This is a genomic window from Stenotrophomonas veracruzanensis (assembly GCF_032911525.1).
Lineage (GTDB): Bacteria > Pseudomonadota > Gammaproteobacteria > Xanthomonadales > Xanthomonadaceae > Stenotrophomonas > Stenotrophomonas africana.
Genome location: NZ_JAWJTI010000024.1, coordinates 13,922 through 30,914 on the forward strand (window position 1 = coordinate 13,922; position 16,993 = coordinate 30,914).

The 16,993-nt window shown below is 65.9% G+C and carries 17 protein-coding genes and 1 tRNA gene; 15 read left to right on the forward strand and 3 right to left on the reverse strand.

Features of this window, described 5'->3' with window-relative positions:
• Window positions 1-236 precede the first annotated feature (236 nt).
• Window positions 237-611 carry an Mth938-like domain-containing protein gene (locus tag R1H25_RS14290; protein WP_005412930.1) on the reverse strand — a complete coding sequence of 125 codons (375 nt, stop codon included), beginning with the start codon at window positions 609-611 and terminating at the stop codon, window positions 237-239.
• Window positions 612-623: 12 nt separating this feature from the next.
• Window positions 624-929 carry a ribosome assembly RNA-binding protein YhbY gene (yhbY, locus tag R1H25_RS14295; RefSeq protein ID WP_004152868.1) on the reverse strand — a complete coding sequence of 102 codons (306 nt, stop codon included), beginning with the start codon at window positions 927-929 and terminating at the stop codon, window positions 624-626.
• 65 nt (window positions 930-994) lie between these two features.
• Here yhbY and rlmE point away from each other — a divergent pair, with 65 nt between their 5' ends.
• The 15 genes from rlmE to R1H25_RS14370 all read left to right on the forward strand — a co-directional run bounded on the left by rlmE (window position 995) and on the right by R1H25_RS14370 (window position 16,345).
• On the forward strand, window positions 995-1,627 hold the full coding sequence (rlmE, locus tag R1H25_RS14300) for a 23S rRNA (uridine(2552)-2'-O)-methyltransferase RlmE (protein WP_005409014.1): 633 nt from the start codon (window positions 995-997) through the stop codon (window positions 1,625-1,627).
• A gap of 69 nt (window positions 1,628-1,696) precedes the next feature.
• Entirely contained in the window at window positions 1,697-3,631 is a 1,935-nt protein-coding gene (gene ftsH, locus R1H25_RS14305) for an ATP-dependent zinc metalloprotease FtsH (protein ID WP_010485966.1), read from the forward strand.
• A gap of 102 nt (window positions 3,632-3,733) precedes the next feature.
• Window positions 3,734-3,919 carry a hypothetical protein gene (locus R1H25_RS14310; RefSeq protein ID WP_005409016.1) on the forward strand — a complete coding sequence of 62 codons (186 nt, stop codon included), beginning with the start codon at window positions 3,734-3,736 and terminating at the stop codon, window positions 3,917-3,919.
• A gap of 571 nt (window positions 3,920-4,490) precedes the next feature.
• Window positions 4,491-5,387, forward strand: coding sequence for a dihydropteroate synthase (gene folP, locus R1H25_RS14315; protein ID WP_049449556.1), 897 nt, complete (start codon window positions 4,491-4,493; stop codon window positions 5,385-5,387).
• Window positions 5,387-6,340 carry a tRNA (adenosine(37)-N6)-dimethylallyltransferase MiaA gene (miaA, locus tag R1H25_RS14320; protein WP_154348829.1) on the forward strand — a complete coding sequence of 318 codons (954 nt, stop codon included), beginning with the start codon at window positions 5,387-5,389 and terminating at the stop codon, window positions 6,338-6,340. The genes folP and miaA overlap by 1 nt, the downstream gene beginning before the upstream one ends.
• A 96-nt stretch (window positions 6,341-6,436) precedes the next feature.
• Entirely contained in the window at window positions 6,437-6,712 is a 276-nt protein-coding gene (gene hfq / locus R1H25_RS14325) for an RNA chaperone Hfq (protein ID WP_004152891.1), read from the forward strand.
• 14 nt (window positions 6,713-6,726) lie between these two features.
• Window positions 6,727-8,037 (forward strand): ribosome rescue GTPase HflX, encoded by a 1,311-nt coding sequence (hflX, locus tag R1H25_RS14330; RefSeq protein ID WP_100442734.1) that lies wholly within the window; start codon window positions 6,727-6,729, stop codon window positions 8,035-8,037.
• Between the two features lie 122 nt (window positions 8,038-8,159).
• A complete protein-coding gene (locus R1H25_RS14335; RefSeq protein ID WP_010484249.1) occupies window positions 8,160-8,654 on the forward strand; it encodes a CinA family protein in 495 nt (164 codons plus the stop codon).
• A 34-nt stretch (window positions 8,655-8,688) separates the two neighbouring features.
• Window positions 8,689-10,371 (forward strand): 2-polyprenylphenol 6-hydroxylase, encoded by a 1,683-nt coding sequence (ubiB, locus tag R1H25_RS14340; RefSeq protein ID WP_317223921.1) that lies wholly within the window; start codon window positions 8,689-8,691, stop codon window positions 10,369-10,371.
• A gap of 214 nt (window positions 10,372-10,585) precedes the next feature.
• Window positions 10,586-11,221 (forward strand): transcriptional repressor LexA, encoded by a 636-nt coding sequence (lexA, locus tag R1H25_RS14345; protein ID WP_005412936.1) that lies wholly within the window; start codon window positions 10,586-10,588, stop codon window positions 11,219-11,221.
• 204 nt (window positions 11,222-11,425) lie between these two features.
• Window positions 11,426-12,463 carry a recombinase RecA gene (gene recA / locus R1H25_RS14350; RefSeq protein ID WP_049449560.1) on the forward strand — a complete coding sequence of 346 codons (1,038 nt, stop codon included), beginning with the start codon at window positions 11,426-11,428 and terminating at the stop codon, window positions 12,461-12,463.
• A 110-nt stretch (window positions 12,464-12,573) separates the two neighbouring features.
• The gene (gene recX, locus R1H25_RS14355) at window positions 12,574-13,065 is read left to right on the forward strand and encodes a recombination regulator RecX (RefSeq protein ID WP_317223905.1); all 492 of its coding nucleotides are present in this window, start codon (window positions 12,574-12,576) and stop codon (window positions 13,063-13,065) included.
• A gap of 109 nt (window positions 13,066-13,174) precedes the next feature.
• Window positions 13,175-15,823 carry an alanine--tRNA ligase gene (gene alaS / locus R1H25_RS14360; RefSeq protein WP_317223906.1) on the forward strand — a complete coding sequence of 883 codons (2,649 nt, stop codon included), beginning with the start codon at window positions 13,175-13,177 and terminating at the stop codon, window positions 15,821-15,823.
• A gap of 147 nt (window positions 15,824-15,970) precedes the next feature.
• Complete coding sequence (csrA, locus tag R1H25_RS14365; RefSeq protein ID WP_004152909.1) at window positions 15,971-16,174, forward strand: carbon storage regulator CsrA; 204 nt, start codon at window positions 15,971-15,973, stop codon at window positions 16,172-16,174.
• 78 nt (window positions 16,175-16,252) lie between these two features.
• Window positions 16,253-16,345 (forward strand) — tRNA-Ser (locus tag R1H25_RS14370).
• A 74-nt stretch (window positions 16,346-16,419) separates the two neighbouring features.
• On the opposite strand, the gene R1H25_RS14375 is transcribed toward R1H25_RS14370, so the two are convergent.
• Complete coding sequence (locus R1H25_RS14375) at window positions 16,420-16,881, reverse strand: DUF4189 domain-containing protein (RefSeq protein ID WP_317223907.1); 462 nt, start codon at window positions 16,879-16,881, stop codon at window positions 16,420-16,422.
• Between the last annotated feature and the right edge of the window lie 112 nt (window positions 16,882-16,993).

A 16,993-nucleotide genomic window follows, 5' to 3' on the forward strand; every position in this document is an offset into this window, starting at 1 on the left:
CCGCCGGCTCACCCGCTACAACGGCAAGCCGATCGACCCGCAGCAGTACCTGCCGGCACGCTGATCGCCGTTGGATCGGGGAGCGACGGGCCATGCCCGGCGTGCTTCACCTGTACAGCCGAGCCCACGCTCGGCTGCTCTTCACCGATAAACGACGACGCCCGAGCATGAGCTCGGGCGCTACAGGCGGTGTGTGATCCAGGGTAGCGCCGGGCCATGCCCGGCGGCTCCAGCCCTCAACCTTCCAGAATGAAGGCGGCGGCAACCTTGCGGCCTTCGCCGGCCAGGATGTTGAAGGTGCGCGCGGCGGCCGGATTGTTCATCACTTCCAGGCCGATGCCGCGTGACAGGCAGGCGGCCATCACCACCGCCGGCGGAAACACCTGGCGATCACCGGTGCCAAGCACGATCAGCGCCGGGTTCAGCGCCAGGATCGGCTCCAGGTCAGCCAGCTGCAGCGCAGTGGCGCTCACCACCGGCCATTGCGTGACCAGCTGGTCCGGGGTCAGGAAGAAGCTGCTGCCCAGCGCCTGGTCATTCACCTTGGCCGAGCGGCCATCGGCGGCACGCAGGCTATAGGCGTAATCCGGCGGTTCGTGGTTCAGCTGCATGGCAGTAGGCGATCAGCCGCGCGGCAGCACGATCTGGCGCTGTTCCTTGCTCGGGCGGTACAGCACGGCGACGTGGCCGATGCGCTGCACCAGCGCGCTTTCGGTGGCTTCGACGATCTCGCCGATCATCACGTCACGGGCGTCGCGGTCTTCGGCAGCCACCTTCACCTTGACCAGCTCGTGGCGCTCCAGCACTTCGTTCAGCTCAGCAATGAAGGCCGGGGTCACACCCTTGCCGCCGGTCTGCAGCAGGGCCTTCAGGTCGTGGGCTTGGCCGCGCAGGAAACGGGTCTGGGAGGCGGTCAGGGCGATGGACATGCAGGAAAACACGGTTGAATGGGGCGATCAGGGTATCATGAGGACCCCATCAGCCCCTATTTTCAATGGCTACCCGCAGCAAAAGCAGCCAGCGCTGGCTCAAGGAACACTTCTCCGACCCCTTCGTGAAGAAGGCCCAGGCCGAAGGCATGCGCTCGCGCGCCGCCTACAAGCTCGAAGAGCTGCTGGAACGTGACCGGTTGCTGAAGCCGCACATGGTGGTCGTGGACCTCGGCGCCGCCCCGGGCGGCTGGTCTCAGCAGGTTAGGAGACAGATCGGCGACACCGGCCGCGTGCTGGCCCTGGACATCCTGGACATGCCGCCGCTGGCCGGCGTGGAGTTCCTTCATGGTGACTTCAGGGAAGAAGCCGTCCTATCACAGTTTGAAGCCATGCTCGGGGATCAGCCGGTAGACCTTGTGCTGTCGGACATGGCCCCCAATAAGAGTGGTGTAGGCGCGGTCGACCAGCCGCGGATGATGCACCTGGCGGAGCTGGCCCTGGATTTTGCCGACAACCACCTTAAGACCGGTGGGGCGTTCCTGATCAAGCTGTTCCAGGGCGAAGGCTTTGACGACTACGTGCGTGACATGCGCCGCCGGTACGACAAGGTCTCCATCCGCAAGCCGGAAGCGTCGCGCAAGCGCTCTCCCGAGGTGTATGCCTTGGGTCAGGGAAAACGCGCCCACATGAAGTAAGCTCGCAACGTACGCAAGTTCGACCCCAACGCAACGCCAGCACTGAGAGGAACACCGGAGCCAATGAGGATGAACGACTTGACCAAGAACCTCCTGCTATGGGTGGTCGTCGCCGTCGTGCTGATGGTGGTCTTCCAGAGCTTCTCGCCGAAGTCCTCCGGGGCCGGCGCGCAGGGCGCGTCGTACTCGCAGTTCCTGGACCAGGTGGACAGCGGCAACGTGCAGAAGGTCGCCTTTGGCGGCGACATGCGCGGCGGCACCAGCCAGCTGACCTACACCACCCGCGGTGGGCAGTCGTCCACCATCACCGCGCCGTTCGATCGTGACCTGATCAACGTGCTGCGTACCAAGAACGTGGAGATCGTGCAGGAGGAGCCGTCCAGCGGCATTTCCCTCGGCGCGATCCTGATGAATTTCCTGCCGGTCATCCTGATCATCGGCTTCTGGTTGTTCATCATGCGCCAGATGCAGGGCGGTGGCGGCGGTGCCAAGGGCGCGATGTCCTTCGGCAAGTCGCGGGCCAAGCTGCAGGGCGAAGACCAGATCAAGGTCACCTTCGCCGACGTCGCCGGCTGCGACGAGGCCAAGGAGGAAGTGGGCGAACTGGTCGACTTCCTGCGCGACCCGTCCAAGTTCACCAAGCTGGGCGGCAAGATTCCGCGCGGCGTGCTGATGGTGGGCCCGCCGGGTACCGGCAAGACGCTGCTGGCCAAGGCCATCGCCGGCGAGGCCAAGGTGCCGTTCTTCTCGATCTCCGGTTCGGACTTCGTGGAAATGTTCGTCGGCGTCGGCGCCAGCCGCGTGCGCGACATGTTCGAGCAGGCCAAGAAGCACGCGCCGTGCATCATCTTCATCGATGAAATCGACGCTGTCGGTCGCCACCGTGGTGCCGGCCTGGGTGGCGGTCACGACGAGCGCGAGCAGACCTTGAACCAGCTGCTGGTCGAAATGGACGGTTTCGAAGGTGGCGAAGGCGTGATCGTGATCGCGGCGACCAACCGTCCTGACGTGCTGGACCCGGCACTGCTGCGTCCGGGTCGTTTCGACCGCCAGGTGGTGGTCGGCCTGCCGGACGTGAAGGGCCGCGAGCACATCCTGAAGGTGCACATGCGCAAGCTGCCGCTGGCCGATGACGTCGAGCCGATGGTGATCGCGCGTGGTACCCCGGGCTTCTCCGGTGCCGACCTGGCCAACCTCTGCAACGAGGCCGCCCTGTTCGCTGCGCGTGGCAACGAGAAGGAAGTCCGCATGGACCACTTCGACCGTGCCCGCGACAAGATCCTGATGGGTGCCGAGCGCCGCTCGATGGCCATGAGCGAAGAAGAGAAGACCCTCACCGCCTACCACGAAGCCGGTCACGCCATCGTCGGCCGCCTGGTGCCCGAGCATGACCCGGTCTACAAGGTCACCATCATTCCGCGCGGTCGTGCGCTGGGTGTGACCATGTACCTGCCGGAAGGCGACAAGTACTCGATGAACCGCGTGGCGATCAAGTCGCAGCTGTGCTCGCTGTACGGTGGTCGCGTGGCCGAGGAGCTGATCTTCGGTGCCGACAAGGTCACCACCGGTGCCTCCAACGACATCGAACGCGCTACCAAGATGGCCCGCAACATGGTCACCAAGTGGGGCCTGTCCGACCAGCTCGGCCCGATCGCGTATGGCGAAGAGGACGACGAGGTGTTCCTGGGCCGTTCGGTCACCCAGCACAAGAGCGTGTCCAACGACACTGCGCGCCGCATCGACGAGGAAGTGCGCAACATCCTCGACGAGGCATACGCACGCACCACCGAGCTGATGACCGCCAACCTGGACAAGCTGCACGCGATGTCCCAGCTGCTGCTGCAGTACGAGACCATCGACGCGCCGCAGATCGACGCCATCATGGAAGGCCGCGATCCGCCGCCGCCGGCCGGCTGGAACAAGTCGAACAAGGATGGTGGCAACGACAAGGGCGGCGACGCCCGTCCGCTGCCGCCGATCGCGGGCCCGGCCGAATCGCACTGACGGCCCGCTGCACGTGACACCAGACGAGGCCGGGGCAACCCGGCTTCGTCGTTTCCGGGCCACTGGCCCATCCCGAAGAACCGAACTGACGCTGGAGCCCGCATGTCCGCCCCGAAGCCCGAACCGATTTCCCACACTGCCGAAATGGTCATCGCCACCGTGGTCGGCGTGGGTGTGGGCCTGGGGGCCGACAACCTGCTGCTGGGCTGCGTGGTGGGTATCGGTGTCGGCATCGTGCTGAGCATTGCCAAGACCCTGTACGTAGACCGCAAGCGCCGCCGCCGTTGAGTGGTGTCGGCAGGGCTGCGCCCTGCACCTGCTACGAGCCAGAGCAACAGCAACAGCGGTATTCCATGATTTGGCGGGGCGGTGTCGGAGTGTGGGGACGCTGCAAGTACGTCCCTGTAAGCTTGGCAGCCGCATCCATGCGGCTGACACCCCGCCCTCCGACACCGGCCCACCTTTGACGGTTTCCTGGTGCTGTTGGTAGGTGTCGACCTTGGTCGAAACGTAGATCCACGCCATGCATGGATGAATCTCCATCTAAATCGAACATCTCGATATCCGGGAGATCTGAGCCGAGCATGGCTCGGCTCTACAGAAAACAAGGCCCGACAGATCGCGGAAATCTGTCGAAGGCGGGGTGGGTCCGGTTGCGGGGGCGTGAGCCGCATGGATGCGGCGACCGAGCTTACATGGATGTACTTGCAGCGGCCCCCGCAACCGAACCCGCCCCGCCTACCCTCAGGAAACCAGCTTCTGCTGTTGCTTGGGTTTTTGCCGTGGCCGTTGCCTCTGCGGGTGCAGGGCGCCGCCCTGCCGAACTAAACTACCCGCCGTTGTCCCAACAGGATTACCGATGTTCGATACCTCGCCCCAGCTCGATTGCGCCGGTCGCATCCTGCGCCTCGACCGTGCCCGGGTCATGGGCATCGTCAACGTCACTCCGGACTCGTTCTCCGATGGTGGCGCGCACGACACCACCGAGGCCGCGGTCGCTCATGGCCTCAAGCTGGTCGAGGAAGGCGCCGATCTGCTGGATATCGGCGGCGAATCGACCCGCCCGGGCGCTGCGCCGGTATCGGTGGAGGAGGAGCTGCGCCGGGTGATTCCGGTGATCGAGCAGCTGGCGGCCCGTACCCAGGTGCCGATCAGCATCGACACCTTCAAGCCGGAAGTGATGCGCGCGGCCGTGGCGGCTGGCGCCGGCATGATCAATGACATCTACGGCCTGCGTCAGGAAGGGGCGCTGGACGCCGCCGCTGCAACCGGCGTGCCGGTGGTGCTGATGCACATGCAGGGCGAGCCAGGCCACATGCAGGCCGATCCACATTACGACGACGTGGTCGCCGAGGTGCACGGCTTCCTGGTCCAGCGCCTGTTCGCTGCCGAGATGGCGGGCATTGCGAAGAAGAACCTGCTGATCGATCTCGGTTTCGGTTTCGGCAAAACCACTGCCCACAACATGACCCTGCTGGCACGCTCCGAGCGCTTCCTGGAGCTGGGCGTGCCGATGCTGGCTGGCCTGTCGCGCAAGCGCAGCCTGGGCGAACTGACCGGTCGCGACACGCCGTCCGAGCGCGTCGCCGCGTCGGTGGCCGCGCATCTGATCGCGGTGCAGCGCGGCGCACGCATCGTGCGCGTGCATGACGTAGCCGCCACCGTCGATGCGCTGAAGATCTGGCAGGCGGTCGAGGCCGTGCCGACGCCGCGTGCCGATGCCACGCCGACGATCCGCTGGCCGGACGAAGACTGATGGGCATCGACCGGCGGCCACTGGCGATCGCCGTGATGGGGCCGACCGCCAGTGGCAAGACCGCCACCGCGATCGCTCTGGCACAGCAGCTGGATGGCGAAATCGTCAGCGTCGATTCGGCGCTGGTATACCGCCACCTGGATATCGGCTCGGCCAAGCCGGATGCGGCCGAGCGTGCGCAGGCGCCGCACCATCTGCTGGACCTGCGCGATCCGTGGCAGACCTACTCGGCAGCCGAGTTCGCCGCCGATGCCGGCCGGGTCGTTGCCGACATCGTGGCGCGCGGCAAGATGCCGATCCTGGCCGGCGGCACGGGTCTTTATTTCCGGGCGCTGCTGCAGGGTCTGTCGCCGATGCCGGAGGCCGATCCGGCGACGCGCGAAGCGCTCAGCGCCGAGGCGGCCGAACGCGGCTGGGCAGCACTGCACGCTGAGCTGGCCAAGGTCGACCCGGCCGCCGCCGCACGCATCCATGCCACCGACCCCCAGCGCATCCAGCGGGCGCTGGAGGTCTATCGCCTGACCGGTACCCCCATCACTGAATGGCAGCGTCGGCCGGGCGTGGCGCCGTTGCCGGTACGCACGCTCAAGCTGATCCTGGCGCCGCGTGACCGCGCGGTGCTTCACCAGCGTATCGAGGCGCGCTTCGACGCCATGCTGGCACAGGGCTTTCTGGATGAGGTGCGGGCATTGCGCGCGATGCCGGAAATGGCCGCCGTGGAGGCGCCGCTGGACCTGCCGGCAGTGCGCGCGGTCGGCTATCGCCAGGCCTGGGAGTATCTGGGCGGGGAGGGCGATGCCGCCCGCTTCCGGGACAAGGCGATCTTCGCCACCCGGCAGCTGGCCAAGCGCCAGCTGACCTGGCTGCGCGGCGAACTTGATGCGCGCTGGTTCGACCCCCATATCGACCACGAGCGCCTTGCCGGCGCGGTGTCGACCTTCGTCGCACGCTGAACCCCCGCCAGCCGTGTAACATCATCGGTCGGCGGGCGGCTCGGGGGCCGTGGCAACCGTCGGCAACCCAATAAGAACAATAATCAGGAGTGTGCAATGTCCAAGGGGCAATCGCTGCAGGATCCTTTCTTGAACGCACTGCGGCGCGAGCGCGTGCCGGTTTCGGTGTACCTGGTCAACGGCATCAAGCTGCAGGGCACGATCGAGTCGTTCGACCAGTTCGTGGTCCTGCTGCGCAATACGGTCAGTCAGATGGTCTACAAGCACGCCATTTCCACGGTCGTTCCGGCACGCAACGTGAAGGTCGGTCCGGGCGGTGGTTACGTGCAGTCGGGTGAAGGTGGTCAGGCAGGTGATGAAGCAGACGAGTAAGACCGGAGCGGTGAATGTTTGACCGCTCGAAGAAGGGCGAACACGCCCTGTTGATCCAGCCCCATTTCGGCAAGCTGGAAGACGATGTGCTGGAAGAATTCGGTGATCTGGCCCGCTCGGCTGGGGCCAGCATCGCCGCGACGATCACCGCACGCCTGGACCGTCCGAATCCGTCGACCCTGATCGGCAGCGGCAAGCTGGACGAGATCAAGGCTGCGGCCGACGCCAGCGGTGCCGACCTGATCCTGGTCAACCATGCGTTGAGCCCGGGCCAGGAACGCAACCTGGAACGCTTCCTCGAGCGCCGGGTGATCGACCGTACCGGCCTGATCCTGGACATCTTCGCCCAGCGTGCGCACAGCCACGAAGGCAAGCTGCAGGTCGAGCTGGCGCAGCTGCGCCACCTGGCCACGCGGCTGGTGCGCGGCTGGACCCACCTGGAGCGCCAGCGCGGTGGTTCGATCGGCCTGCGTGGCCCGGGTGAAACCCAGCTGGAAACCGACCGCCGCCTGCTGCAGAAGCGGGTCGAGCAGCTGCAGAAGCGCCTGGAAAAGGTCGAGGTGCAGCGCACCCAGATGCGGCGCGCGCGCGTGCGCAGCGAACTGCCGCGCGTGGCCTTGGTGGGCTACACCAACGCCGGCAAGTCGACCCTGTTCAACGCCATGACCGGGGCCGAGGCGTATGCCGCCGACCAGCTGTTCGCAACGCTGGACCCGACCGTGCGACGCATTGCGGTGCCGGGGGGCAACGTGGTGCTGGCCGATACCGTCGGCTTCGTCCGTGATCTGCCGCATGACCTGGTCGCCGCGTTCCGCTCGACCCTGTCCGAGGCGCGCGAGGCTGACTTCCTGCTGCACGTGGTCGACGCTGCTGATCCGCACCGCGAGGAGCGCATCGCCCAGGTGGACGAGGTACTGACCGCGGTCGGTGCCGGTGACCTGCCGCAGCTGCTGGTGTTCAACAAGATCGACCGCATCGACGGTGCCGACGTCCGCCACGATGGCCAGGACGGTATCCCGGATGAGTCGCGTCGCGAGCGGGTGTGGATTTCCGCGCGTGACGGGCAGGGCCTGGAGCTGCTGCAGGCGGTGCTGGGCAAGCGCCTGGGCCTGCAGCATGTCACCGGCGAACTGCGCCTGCCGCCGGATGCCGGCCGCCTGCGTGCGCGCCTGCACCAGCTGGAAGTGATCCGCAGCGAGCAGGCCGATGAAGACGGCTGGCTGCTGCAGGTCGATCTGCCGATCGCCGAAGCCGAAAAGCTGGCCGCCAGTGCCGACGGTGCGCCGATCCGGGCGCTGCTGCCGGAGAGGCTGCCGGAGTGGTGAGGTAGCGGCCGATACCGGGTAGTGCCGGCCGCTGGCCGGCAACGCAGCCGCGCCGGAGGGGCGCGACATCCGCCTGTCATCTGCGGTACAACGTGCAGGTTCTTCACCCCACCGTCATGCCGATGTCCATTCCCACCGACGCTGAACTCAATGCCCAGTCCGCCGCGCTCGGGCAGCGCCTGCAGCAGGCCTCGCTGCAGCTGGTGACCGCTGAAAGCTGCAGTGGTGGCTGGATCGCCAAGTGCATGACCGATATCGCCGGTTCCTCGGCGTTCTTCGACTGCGGCATGGTGGTGTACAGCTACGAGGCCAAGCAGCGCCTGCTGGGTGTGCGCGCGCAGACCCTGGAGCAGTTCGGTGCGGTCAGCCGCGAAACCGTGCTGGAGATGGTGTCCGGCGCACTGGTCAATTCCGGTGCCGGCATCGCCGTGGCGGTGACCGGCATCGCCGGTCCTGGCGGTGGCAGCCCGGACAAGCCGGTCGGCAGTGTCTGGATCGGCTGGAAGCGGCGCGGCGGCTACGCCCGCGCCGAGCTGTTCCAGTTCGATGGCGACCGCGAAGCCATCCGCCGGCAAACCGTGGCAGCGGCATTGCGCGGTATCGACGCCCAGCTGTGACATGCTGCTCCGGTAATCGTCCGGAGCACGCATGATGTGGGAAACGCTGGGCACGGTCCGTGACCTGGGCCGACTGCAGGAAATTGCCGTCGTCCTGATCCGCTACGGCTTCGGTGACGTGGTGCGGCGCATCGGCCTGGCCAGCACGCTGGAGCGGGCAGGGCGCCTGCTGCACTGGAACGAGGAGCGGCAGGAACTGCTGCGGATGACCGCGCCGGTGCGTGTGCGCAGCGCGATGCAGGATCTTGGCCCGACCTTCGTCAAGCTTGGGCAGGTGCTGGCAACGCGTGTCGACCTGTTGCCGCCGGAATGGATCGCCGAGCTTTCTGAACTTCAGAACGCGGTGCCGGCGCTGCCGTATGCGGATATCCGCGAGCAGCTTGAGGCCGACCTTGGCGCATCGCCTGCAGAGGTGTTCGCGTTCCTCGATGAAACCCCGATGGCTGCCGCCTCGCTGGCGCAGGCCCATCGCGCGCGCCTGCATGATGGTCGCGAGGTGGTGCTGAAGGTGCGGCGCCCCGGCATCCGCGATGTGGTCGAGTCCGACCTGCGTCTGCTGGCCCGCCTGGCCGAGATCGTTGAAGCGCGACTGCCGGACCTGCGTCGTTACCGCCCGGCCGAAGTCGTGCAGCAGTTCACCGTGTCGCTGCGCCGCGAGCTGGATTTCGCTGCCGAATGCCGCAATGCCGAGCGCATCGCGCGCAACTTCAGCGGCCGTGACGACATACTGATTCCGAAGGTGCACTGGCAGTGGACCTGCGAAAGCCTGAACGTGCAGGACTTCGTCGACGGCATTCCCGGGCGTGACCTGGCTGGCGTCGACGCGGCAGGGCTGGACCGGCGCGAATTGGCGCGGCGCGGTGCGGACATCGTGCTGAAGATGGTGCTGGAGGACGGCAGCTTCCACGCCGATCCGCACCCGGGCAACATCATCTATCTACGTGATGGCCGCATCGGCGTGATTGATTTCGGCATGGTCGGCGCCTTGTCGGAAGTCCGGCGTTTCCAGGTGGCGCAGCTGCTGCACGGGCTGGTCGAGCAGGATCCGCAGGGCGTGGCCGACGTGCTGCTGGACTGGGCGGGTGGCGTGGAAGTGGACGAGAACCGGCTGCAGCACGACATCAGCCAGTTCGTCGACCAGTACCGTGGCGTGCCGCTGAAAGACCTGCGCATCGGCCTGATGCTGGGCGACATCACCCAGCTGCTGCGCAGCTACAGCCTGACCCTGCCGGCTGACCTGGCGCTGATGATCAAGGCGTTCCTGACCCTGGAAGGCATGGGCCGGCAGCTGGACCCGGATTTCGACATGGCCAGTGCCGCGCGCCCGTTCCTGGAGCGGGTGGTGCTGCAGCGCTATGCGCCCAAGGCGCTGCTCAAGCGCGGCCGCCGCAGCCTGCTGGGCCTGGTCGACTTCGCCGGTGAGCTTCCCCGCGACCTGCGCAAGCTGGTGCAGGCGGCGCGCCGGGGACGCCTGCAGTTGAAGGTGGAAACCACGGCGCTGCAGGGCTTTGGCGAACAGGTGAACCGCGCAGCGAACCGGTTGGTGATGGGCATCGTCACTGCTGCGCTGATCATCGGTTCCTCGATCGTGATGCACAGCGTCGGCGGCGTCTCCAGCCGCTGGCTGCTGGCGCTGGGCGTCTGCGGCTTCATCGGCGCCGGCTTCTGCGGCGTGTGGATCCTGTTCTCGATATGGAGAAGTGGCAAACACACGTGAATGCGTTTACCGCGGAATCGCGCAGCGATTCCTGTAGAGCCGACTGTTGGTCGGCTGCGGCTGCGGCTGCGGTTGCATTTGCATTTGCTTTTGCTTTGCTGACCGGCCGGGCGTTAGTGCGCTTGCCGAGCATGCCTCGGCCCAACAGGGCCCGCATCACCCCTGTCGTCCCCGGCACTTGCAGTCTCGTCAGTTAGTAGTAATACTACTAACCATGGACCTGACCGACACCCAGCAGGCGATCCTGCAGTTGATCGCCGAGCGTATCGAGAGCGAAGGCGCACCGCCGTCGCAGACTGAAATCGCACGTGCGTTCGGCTTCAAGGGCGTGCGCGCGGCCCAGTACCACCTGGAAGCCCTGGAGCAGGCCGGTGCGATCCGTCGCATCCCTGGCCAGGCCCGCGGTATCCGCCTGGTGCAGGCGCCGCCCGTCGAAAAGCTGGCCGAGCCGGGCCTGCCGGACAGCGTGTTGCGCCTGCCGGTTCTCGGCCGGGTTGCGGCCGGCCTGCCGATCGGCGCCGACATCGGCTCGGACGATTTCGTGGTGCTGGACCGGGTGTTCTTCTCGCCGGCGCCGGACTACCTGCTGAAGGTGCAGGGCGATTCGATGATCGATGAGGGCATCTTCGACGGTGACCTGATCGGCGTCCATCGCACCCGCGACGCCCATTCCGGCCAGATCGTGGTGGCGCGCATCGATGACGAGATCACCGTCAAGCTGCTGAAGATCGCCAAGGATCGTATCCGCCTGCTGCCGCGTAATCCCGACTACAAGCCGATCGAAGTGCTGCCGGATCAGGATTTCGCGATCGAAGGCCTCTATTGCGGCCTGCTGCGACCCAATCGTTGACCCGTTCCATAGCGCATTACCCCGCGGTCTTTTGTGGCGATTCTCTGGTTCCACTGAGGTTGGTACGGATGTCCGATAATTCTTTTCAGAGCGCCGGGCAGAATCTCAGCCTGTGCGATACATCCGACTTAAAGTGAGCCCATGGCAAAGAAGACCCCCAAAGACAGCACTTCCAACGACACGACCTCTGCAAGGACCAATCCGATGGACGAGAACAAGAAGCGCGCCCTCGCTGCAGCTCTGGGCCAGATCGAAAAGCAGTTCGGCAAGGGCTCGGTGATGCGCATGGGCGACCGCGTGGTTGAGCCCGTCGAGGCTATCCCGACCGGTTCGCTGATGCTCGACATCGCACTGGGCATTGGTGGTCTGCCGAAGGGCCGTGTCGTTGAAATCTACGGGCCGGAATCCTCGGGCAAGACCACGCTGACCCTGCAGGCCATCGCCGAATGCCAGAAGATGGGCGGCACTGCGGCCTTCATCGATGCCGAGCACGCGCTGGACCCGATCTACGCCGCCAAGCTGGGCGTGAACGTGGACGACCTGCTGCTGTCGCAGCCGGATACCGGTGAGCAGGCGCTGGAAATCGCCGACATGCTGGTCCGTTCGGGTTCGGTCGATATCCTGGTGATCGACTCGGTCGCCGCGCTGACCCCAAAGGCTGAAATCGAAGGCGAGATGGGCGATCAGCTGCCGGGCCTGCAGGCCCGCCTGATGAGCCAGGCGCTGCGCAAGCTGACCGGTAACATCAAGCGTTCCAATACCCTGGTGGTCTTCATCAACCAGCTGCGCATGAAGATCGGTGTGATGATGCCGGGCCAGAGCCCGGAAACCACCACCGGCGGTAACGCGCTGAAGTTCTACGCCTCGGTGCGCCTGGACATCCGCCGTATCGGCGCGATCAAGAAGGGCGACGAGATCATCGGCAACCAGACCAAGATCAAGGTCGTCAAGAACAAGCTGGCGCCTCCGTTCAAGCAGGTCATCACCGAGATCCTGTACGGCGAAGGCATCAGCCGCGAGGGCGAGCTGATCGACATGGGTGTGGATGCCAAGCTGGTCGAGAAGGCCGGCGCCTGGTACAGCTACGGTGAGGAGCGCATCGGCCAGGGCAAGGACAACGCCCGCGGTTACCTGCGCGACAACCCGACGGTTGCCGCGAAGCTCGAAGCCGAGCTGCGCGAGAAGTTCCAGCCGACCGAAGCCACCCGTGAGGAAGGCGACGACGAAGGCGACGACGAGTAAGGCTTGCTGTGGGGCAGGGCGGCGCCGTCAGTGACGTCGCCCTGTCCCGCAGGTTCGAATCGCCCAGGGATGGGCTGGGCGCCACGGATGGCGCCACCCTTGGAGTACCCATGTCCGACGCCGAAGACATTCCGGCCGGCCGCAAGCGCCGGCCGCGTGAGCAGACCCCCGTGCAACGGGCGCTGGGCCTGCTGGTCCGCCGCGAGCACTCGCGCAAGGAACTCACCCGCAAGCTGACCGCCCGTGGCATCGAAGATGAAGCCGCGCAGGCCGCTGTCGCCAAGCTGACCGAGGCCGGCTGGCAGGACGACACCCGTTTTGCCGAGAACCTGGTGCGGATGCGCGCCAACACCGGTTATGGGCCGATCCATGTCCGCGCCGAGCTGGGGACCCACGGCCTGGACAGTGCCGCGATTGCCGCAGCGATGGACAGCTACGAAGGCGACTGGCAGGAAAACGCCCGTGATCTGGTCCGCCGACGCTTTGGCGAGGCCGGCCCGCAGGACCTGACACAGCGGCGCAAGGCCGCCGATCTGCTGGCCCGACGGGGCTTCGACGGCGACAGCATCCGCCGCGCGACCCGCTACGACCCGGATGACTGAGACTGGCGGCGCCGGGCCTGATACCCTTTAGGTTTTCGGCGGTCCCTCGCGACCCTGGCCAGCGCGGCCGGTGGTCCGGGTCCGCCGGCCCGCAGACTGCCAGCCCCCAATGAACGCATCCGCCAAATTCACGACTTCCCAGATCCGCAGCGACTTCCTTGAGTTCTTCAAGGGTAAAGGCCACACCATCGTGCCGTCGGCGCCGCTGGTGCCGGGCAATGATCCGACCCTGCTGTTCACCAACTCCGGCATGGTGCAGTTCAAGGACGTGTTCCTTGGCGCGGAAAAGCGCAGCTACGTGCGCGCGGCCGACGTCCAGCGCTGCCTGCGCGCGGGCGGCAAGCACAACGACCTCGACCAGGTCGGCTACACCGCGCGCCACCACACTTTCTTCGAAATGCTGGGCAACTGGTCGTTCGGCGACTACTTCAAGAAGGACGCGATCACCTGGGCCTGGGAACTGCTGACCCAGGTCTGGAAGCTGCCGGCCGAGCGCCTGCTGGTCACCGTCTACCAGACCGATGACGAAGCCTACGCGCTGTGGCGCGACATGGTAGGCATCCCGGAAGAGCGCATCGTGCGCATCGGCGACAACAAGGGCGCACCGTTCGCCTCGGACAATTTCTGGCAGATGGCCGACACCGGCCCGTGCGGCCCATGCACCGAGATCTTCTACGACCACGGTGACCATATCGCCGGCGGCCCCCCGGGCTCCCCGGATGAAGACGGCGACCGCTTCATCGAAATCTGGAACCTGGTGTTCATGCAGTTCGACCGCCAGCCGGATGGCACCCTGGTGCCGCTGCCGGCACCGTGCGTGGATACCGGCATGGGCCTGGAGCGCCTGGCGGCGATCCTGCAGCACGTGCACACCAACTACGAGATCGACCTGTTCCAGGCCCTGATCCGCAAGGCCAGCGAACTGACCGGCACCGCCGATCTGGAAAACAAGTCGCTGCGCGTGATCGCCGACCACATCCGTGCCTGCTCGTTCCTGATCGTCGACGGCGTGCTGCCGTCCAACGAAGGCCGCGGCTACGTGCTGCGCCGTATCATTCGTCGCGCCCTGCGCCATGGCTGGATGCTGGGCGTGCGCCAGCCGTTCTTCAGCAAGCTGGTGCCGACCCTGGTCGAGCAGATGGGCGAGGCCTATCCGGAACTGCCGGCTGCGGTGGACACCGTCACCCGTGCGCTGCAGGCCGAGGAAGAGCGTTTCGCCGAGACCCTCGATGCCGGCATGAAGATCTTCGAGGACGTGGCCGGGAAGGCCAGCAACGGCGTGATCCCGGGCGTTGACGCGTTCCGCCTGTACGACACCTATGGCTTCCCGCTCGACCTGACCCAGGACATCGCCCGCGAGCGCGACCTGACCGTTGACATTGCCGGCTTCGATGCCGCGATGGAGCAGCAGCGCGAGACCGCGCGTGCGGCCGGCAAGTTCGGTGGTGGCGTGACCCTGCCGGCCGAGCTGGTGGCGACCCTGAGCCCGACCCGGTTCCTCGGTTACGACCGCCTGCAGGCCGACGGCCTGACCGTGCTGGCCCTGCTCAAGGACGGTCGTCCGGTGCAGTCGGTCGAAGCCGGTGACGCAGTCATCGTCATCACCAACCAGACTCCGTTCTACGCCGAGTCCGGCGGCCAGGTCGGCGACACCGGCGTGCTGACCGGCAGCGGCGTGCGCCTGGCGGTGGAAGACACCCAGAAGTTTGCCGGCCAGTTCCACGGCCATGTCGGTATCCTGTCCGAAGGCGGCCTGAAGGTCGGTGATGTGCTGTCTGGCCAGGTCGATGGCGAGCGCCGTGGCGCCACCATCCTCAACCACTCGGCCACCCACCTGTTGCACGCCGCCCTGCGCGAAGTGCTCGGCACCCACGTGCAGCAGAAGGGCTCGCTGGTCGCTCCGGACCGCCTGCGTTTCGACTTCTCGCACTTCCAGCCGATCAGCGCGGAAGAACTGGCCGTGATCGAGCGCAAGGTCAATCAGCAGGTGCGCGCCAACAACGCCGCCGAAGTGCACAACATGGGCATGCAGGAAGCTCTGGACTTCGGCGCGATGGCCCTGTTCGGCGAAAAGTACGGCGAGCATGTGCGCGTGCTGAAGATGGGTGACTACTCCACCGAGCTGTGCGGTGGCACCCACGTCAACCGTACCGGCGACATCGGCCTGTTCAAGATCACCTCCGAGGGCGGTGTCTCCGCAGGCGTGCGCCGCATCGAGGCCGTTACCGGCCAGGGCGCCCTGGACTACGTGGACGCCGAAGAGGCTCGCCTGGTCGAGGCCGCTGAACTGCTCGGCGGCAGCGCCGCCGACGTGGTCGAGAAGATCCGTGCCCTCGGCCAGCGCCAGAAGCAGCTGGAGCGCGAACTGGAAGCCGTGAAGGCCAAGGTTGCCGCGGGTGCCACGGCCGACCTGTCCGGCCAGGCCGTCGAGGTTGCTGGCGTGAAAGTACTGGCTGCCCGCCTGGAGGGCTTCGATGCCAAGGCCCTGCGTGACGCCATGGACCGCCTCAAGCAGCAGCTGGGCGACGCTGTGATCGTGCTGGCCGGCGCCCAGGACGGCAAGGCCGCCCTGGTCGCGGGTGTGAACGGCAGCGCAATGGGCAAGGTCAAGGCTGGGGAACTGTTGTCCCATATCGCCAGTCAGATCGGGGGCAAGGGCGGCGGACGCCCGGACCTCGCCCAGGGTGGTGGCGAGGACGGGCCCGCCCTTGCCACTGCGCTGGCTGCAGTCGTCGAATGGGTCAGCCCCCGCCTGTGATGAACCTGGCCGTCCCCCTCCTTGTAGGAGCGGGACGGCTGACGGTACCATTGCGAATCTTTTCCCTTTGTCGTGGTAGCGCTTCTTGACGGAGCGTCAAGCCGGTGGGGGATACCCTTCCACACGGTTCCATGGAGACTTACAAAAATGTTGATCCTGACTCGCCGCGTCGGCGAAACCCTGATGATCGGAGACTCGGTGAGCGTCACCGTGCTTGGCGTCAAGGGTAACCAGGTGCGTATCGGCATCACCGCGCCGAAGGACGTCGCTGTGCACCGCGAAGAGATCTATCAGCGCATCCAGCGCGGTGACGAAGCCGGTGGCACCGGTAGCGAAAATTCTGCCGAATAACGCTTTACCTTCGCACTCGATTAACGTTATGATTCACGCCCCGCTGAGGTGCAACGCACCAGACGCGGAGAAAACCCCGGAGTGATGCCCGAGTGGCCGAAGGGGCTCCCCTGCTAAGGGAGTATAGGGTCAAAAGCTCTATCGAGGGTTCGAATCCCTCTCACTCCGCCAGATACAAAGAAGCGCCTGCAGATCCTCGATCTGCAGGCGTTTTTCTTTATCCGACACTCGCAGCGTGGAGCTGACTATCCTGGCTGATCGGTGCGGGAGGCAGGCGTTGGCATGGGCGTGGGTGTCATCGCCGGTGCCGGAGCGGGTGTACCCGGCAGCTGTGGCGGTTCAATGTGGCGAGGTGGAATTTCCCGCCACAGCAACGCGAGCGTGCAGTCATTGGCACGTTGCCTGCACATTCTTTCGGCCTTCCGCTGCGCGGCGTCCGCAGTCTTCTCGCCCAGTGCAAAGCCCAACGCAATCGTGCCGGTCGCTATGGCCGAATAGCCTTCGCTGGTGGTGCTGGCGGACTGACCGCAATTGCGCGATCGCGCTCCGCAGTAGTGCAGCGACTGCTGCATCGCAGTGGTGAGGGAAGACTGGTTCATCGAATAGCCGTAGCGGCCATCCTTGTCGTAGGTGATCGCAGACGCAGCACTTGCGGCTGATGAAACGGACAACAACAGCGCCAGTGAAACCGCATGCTTCCAGTTCATCACGCTCTCCTCTTTTGCCGATGGTGAATCAACCGGTGCGTGTGGCGCAACCACGCAGGGGGGGCGGGGGAGAACGCCTGCAGGCCATTTGCCCGCAGGCGCGTACCGATGC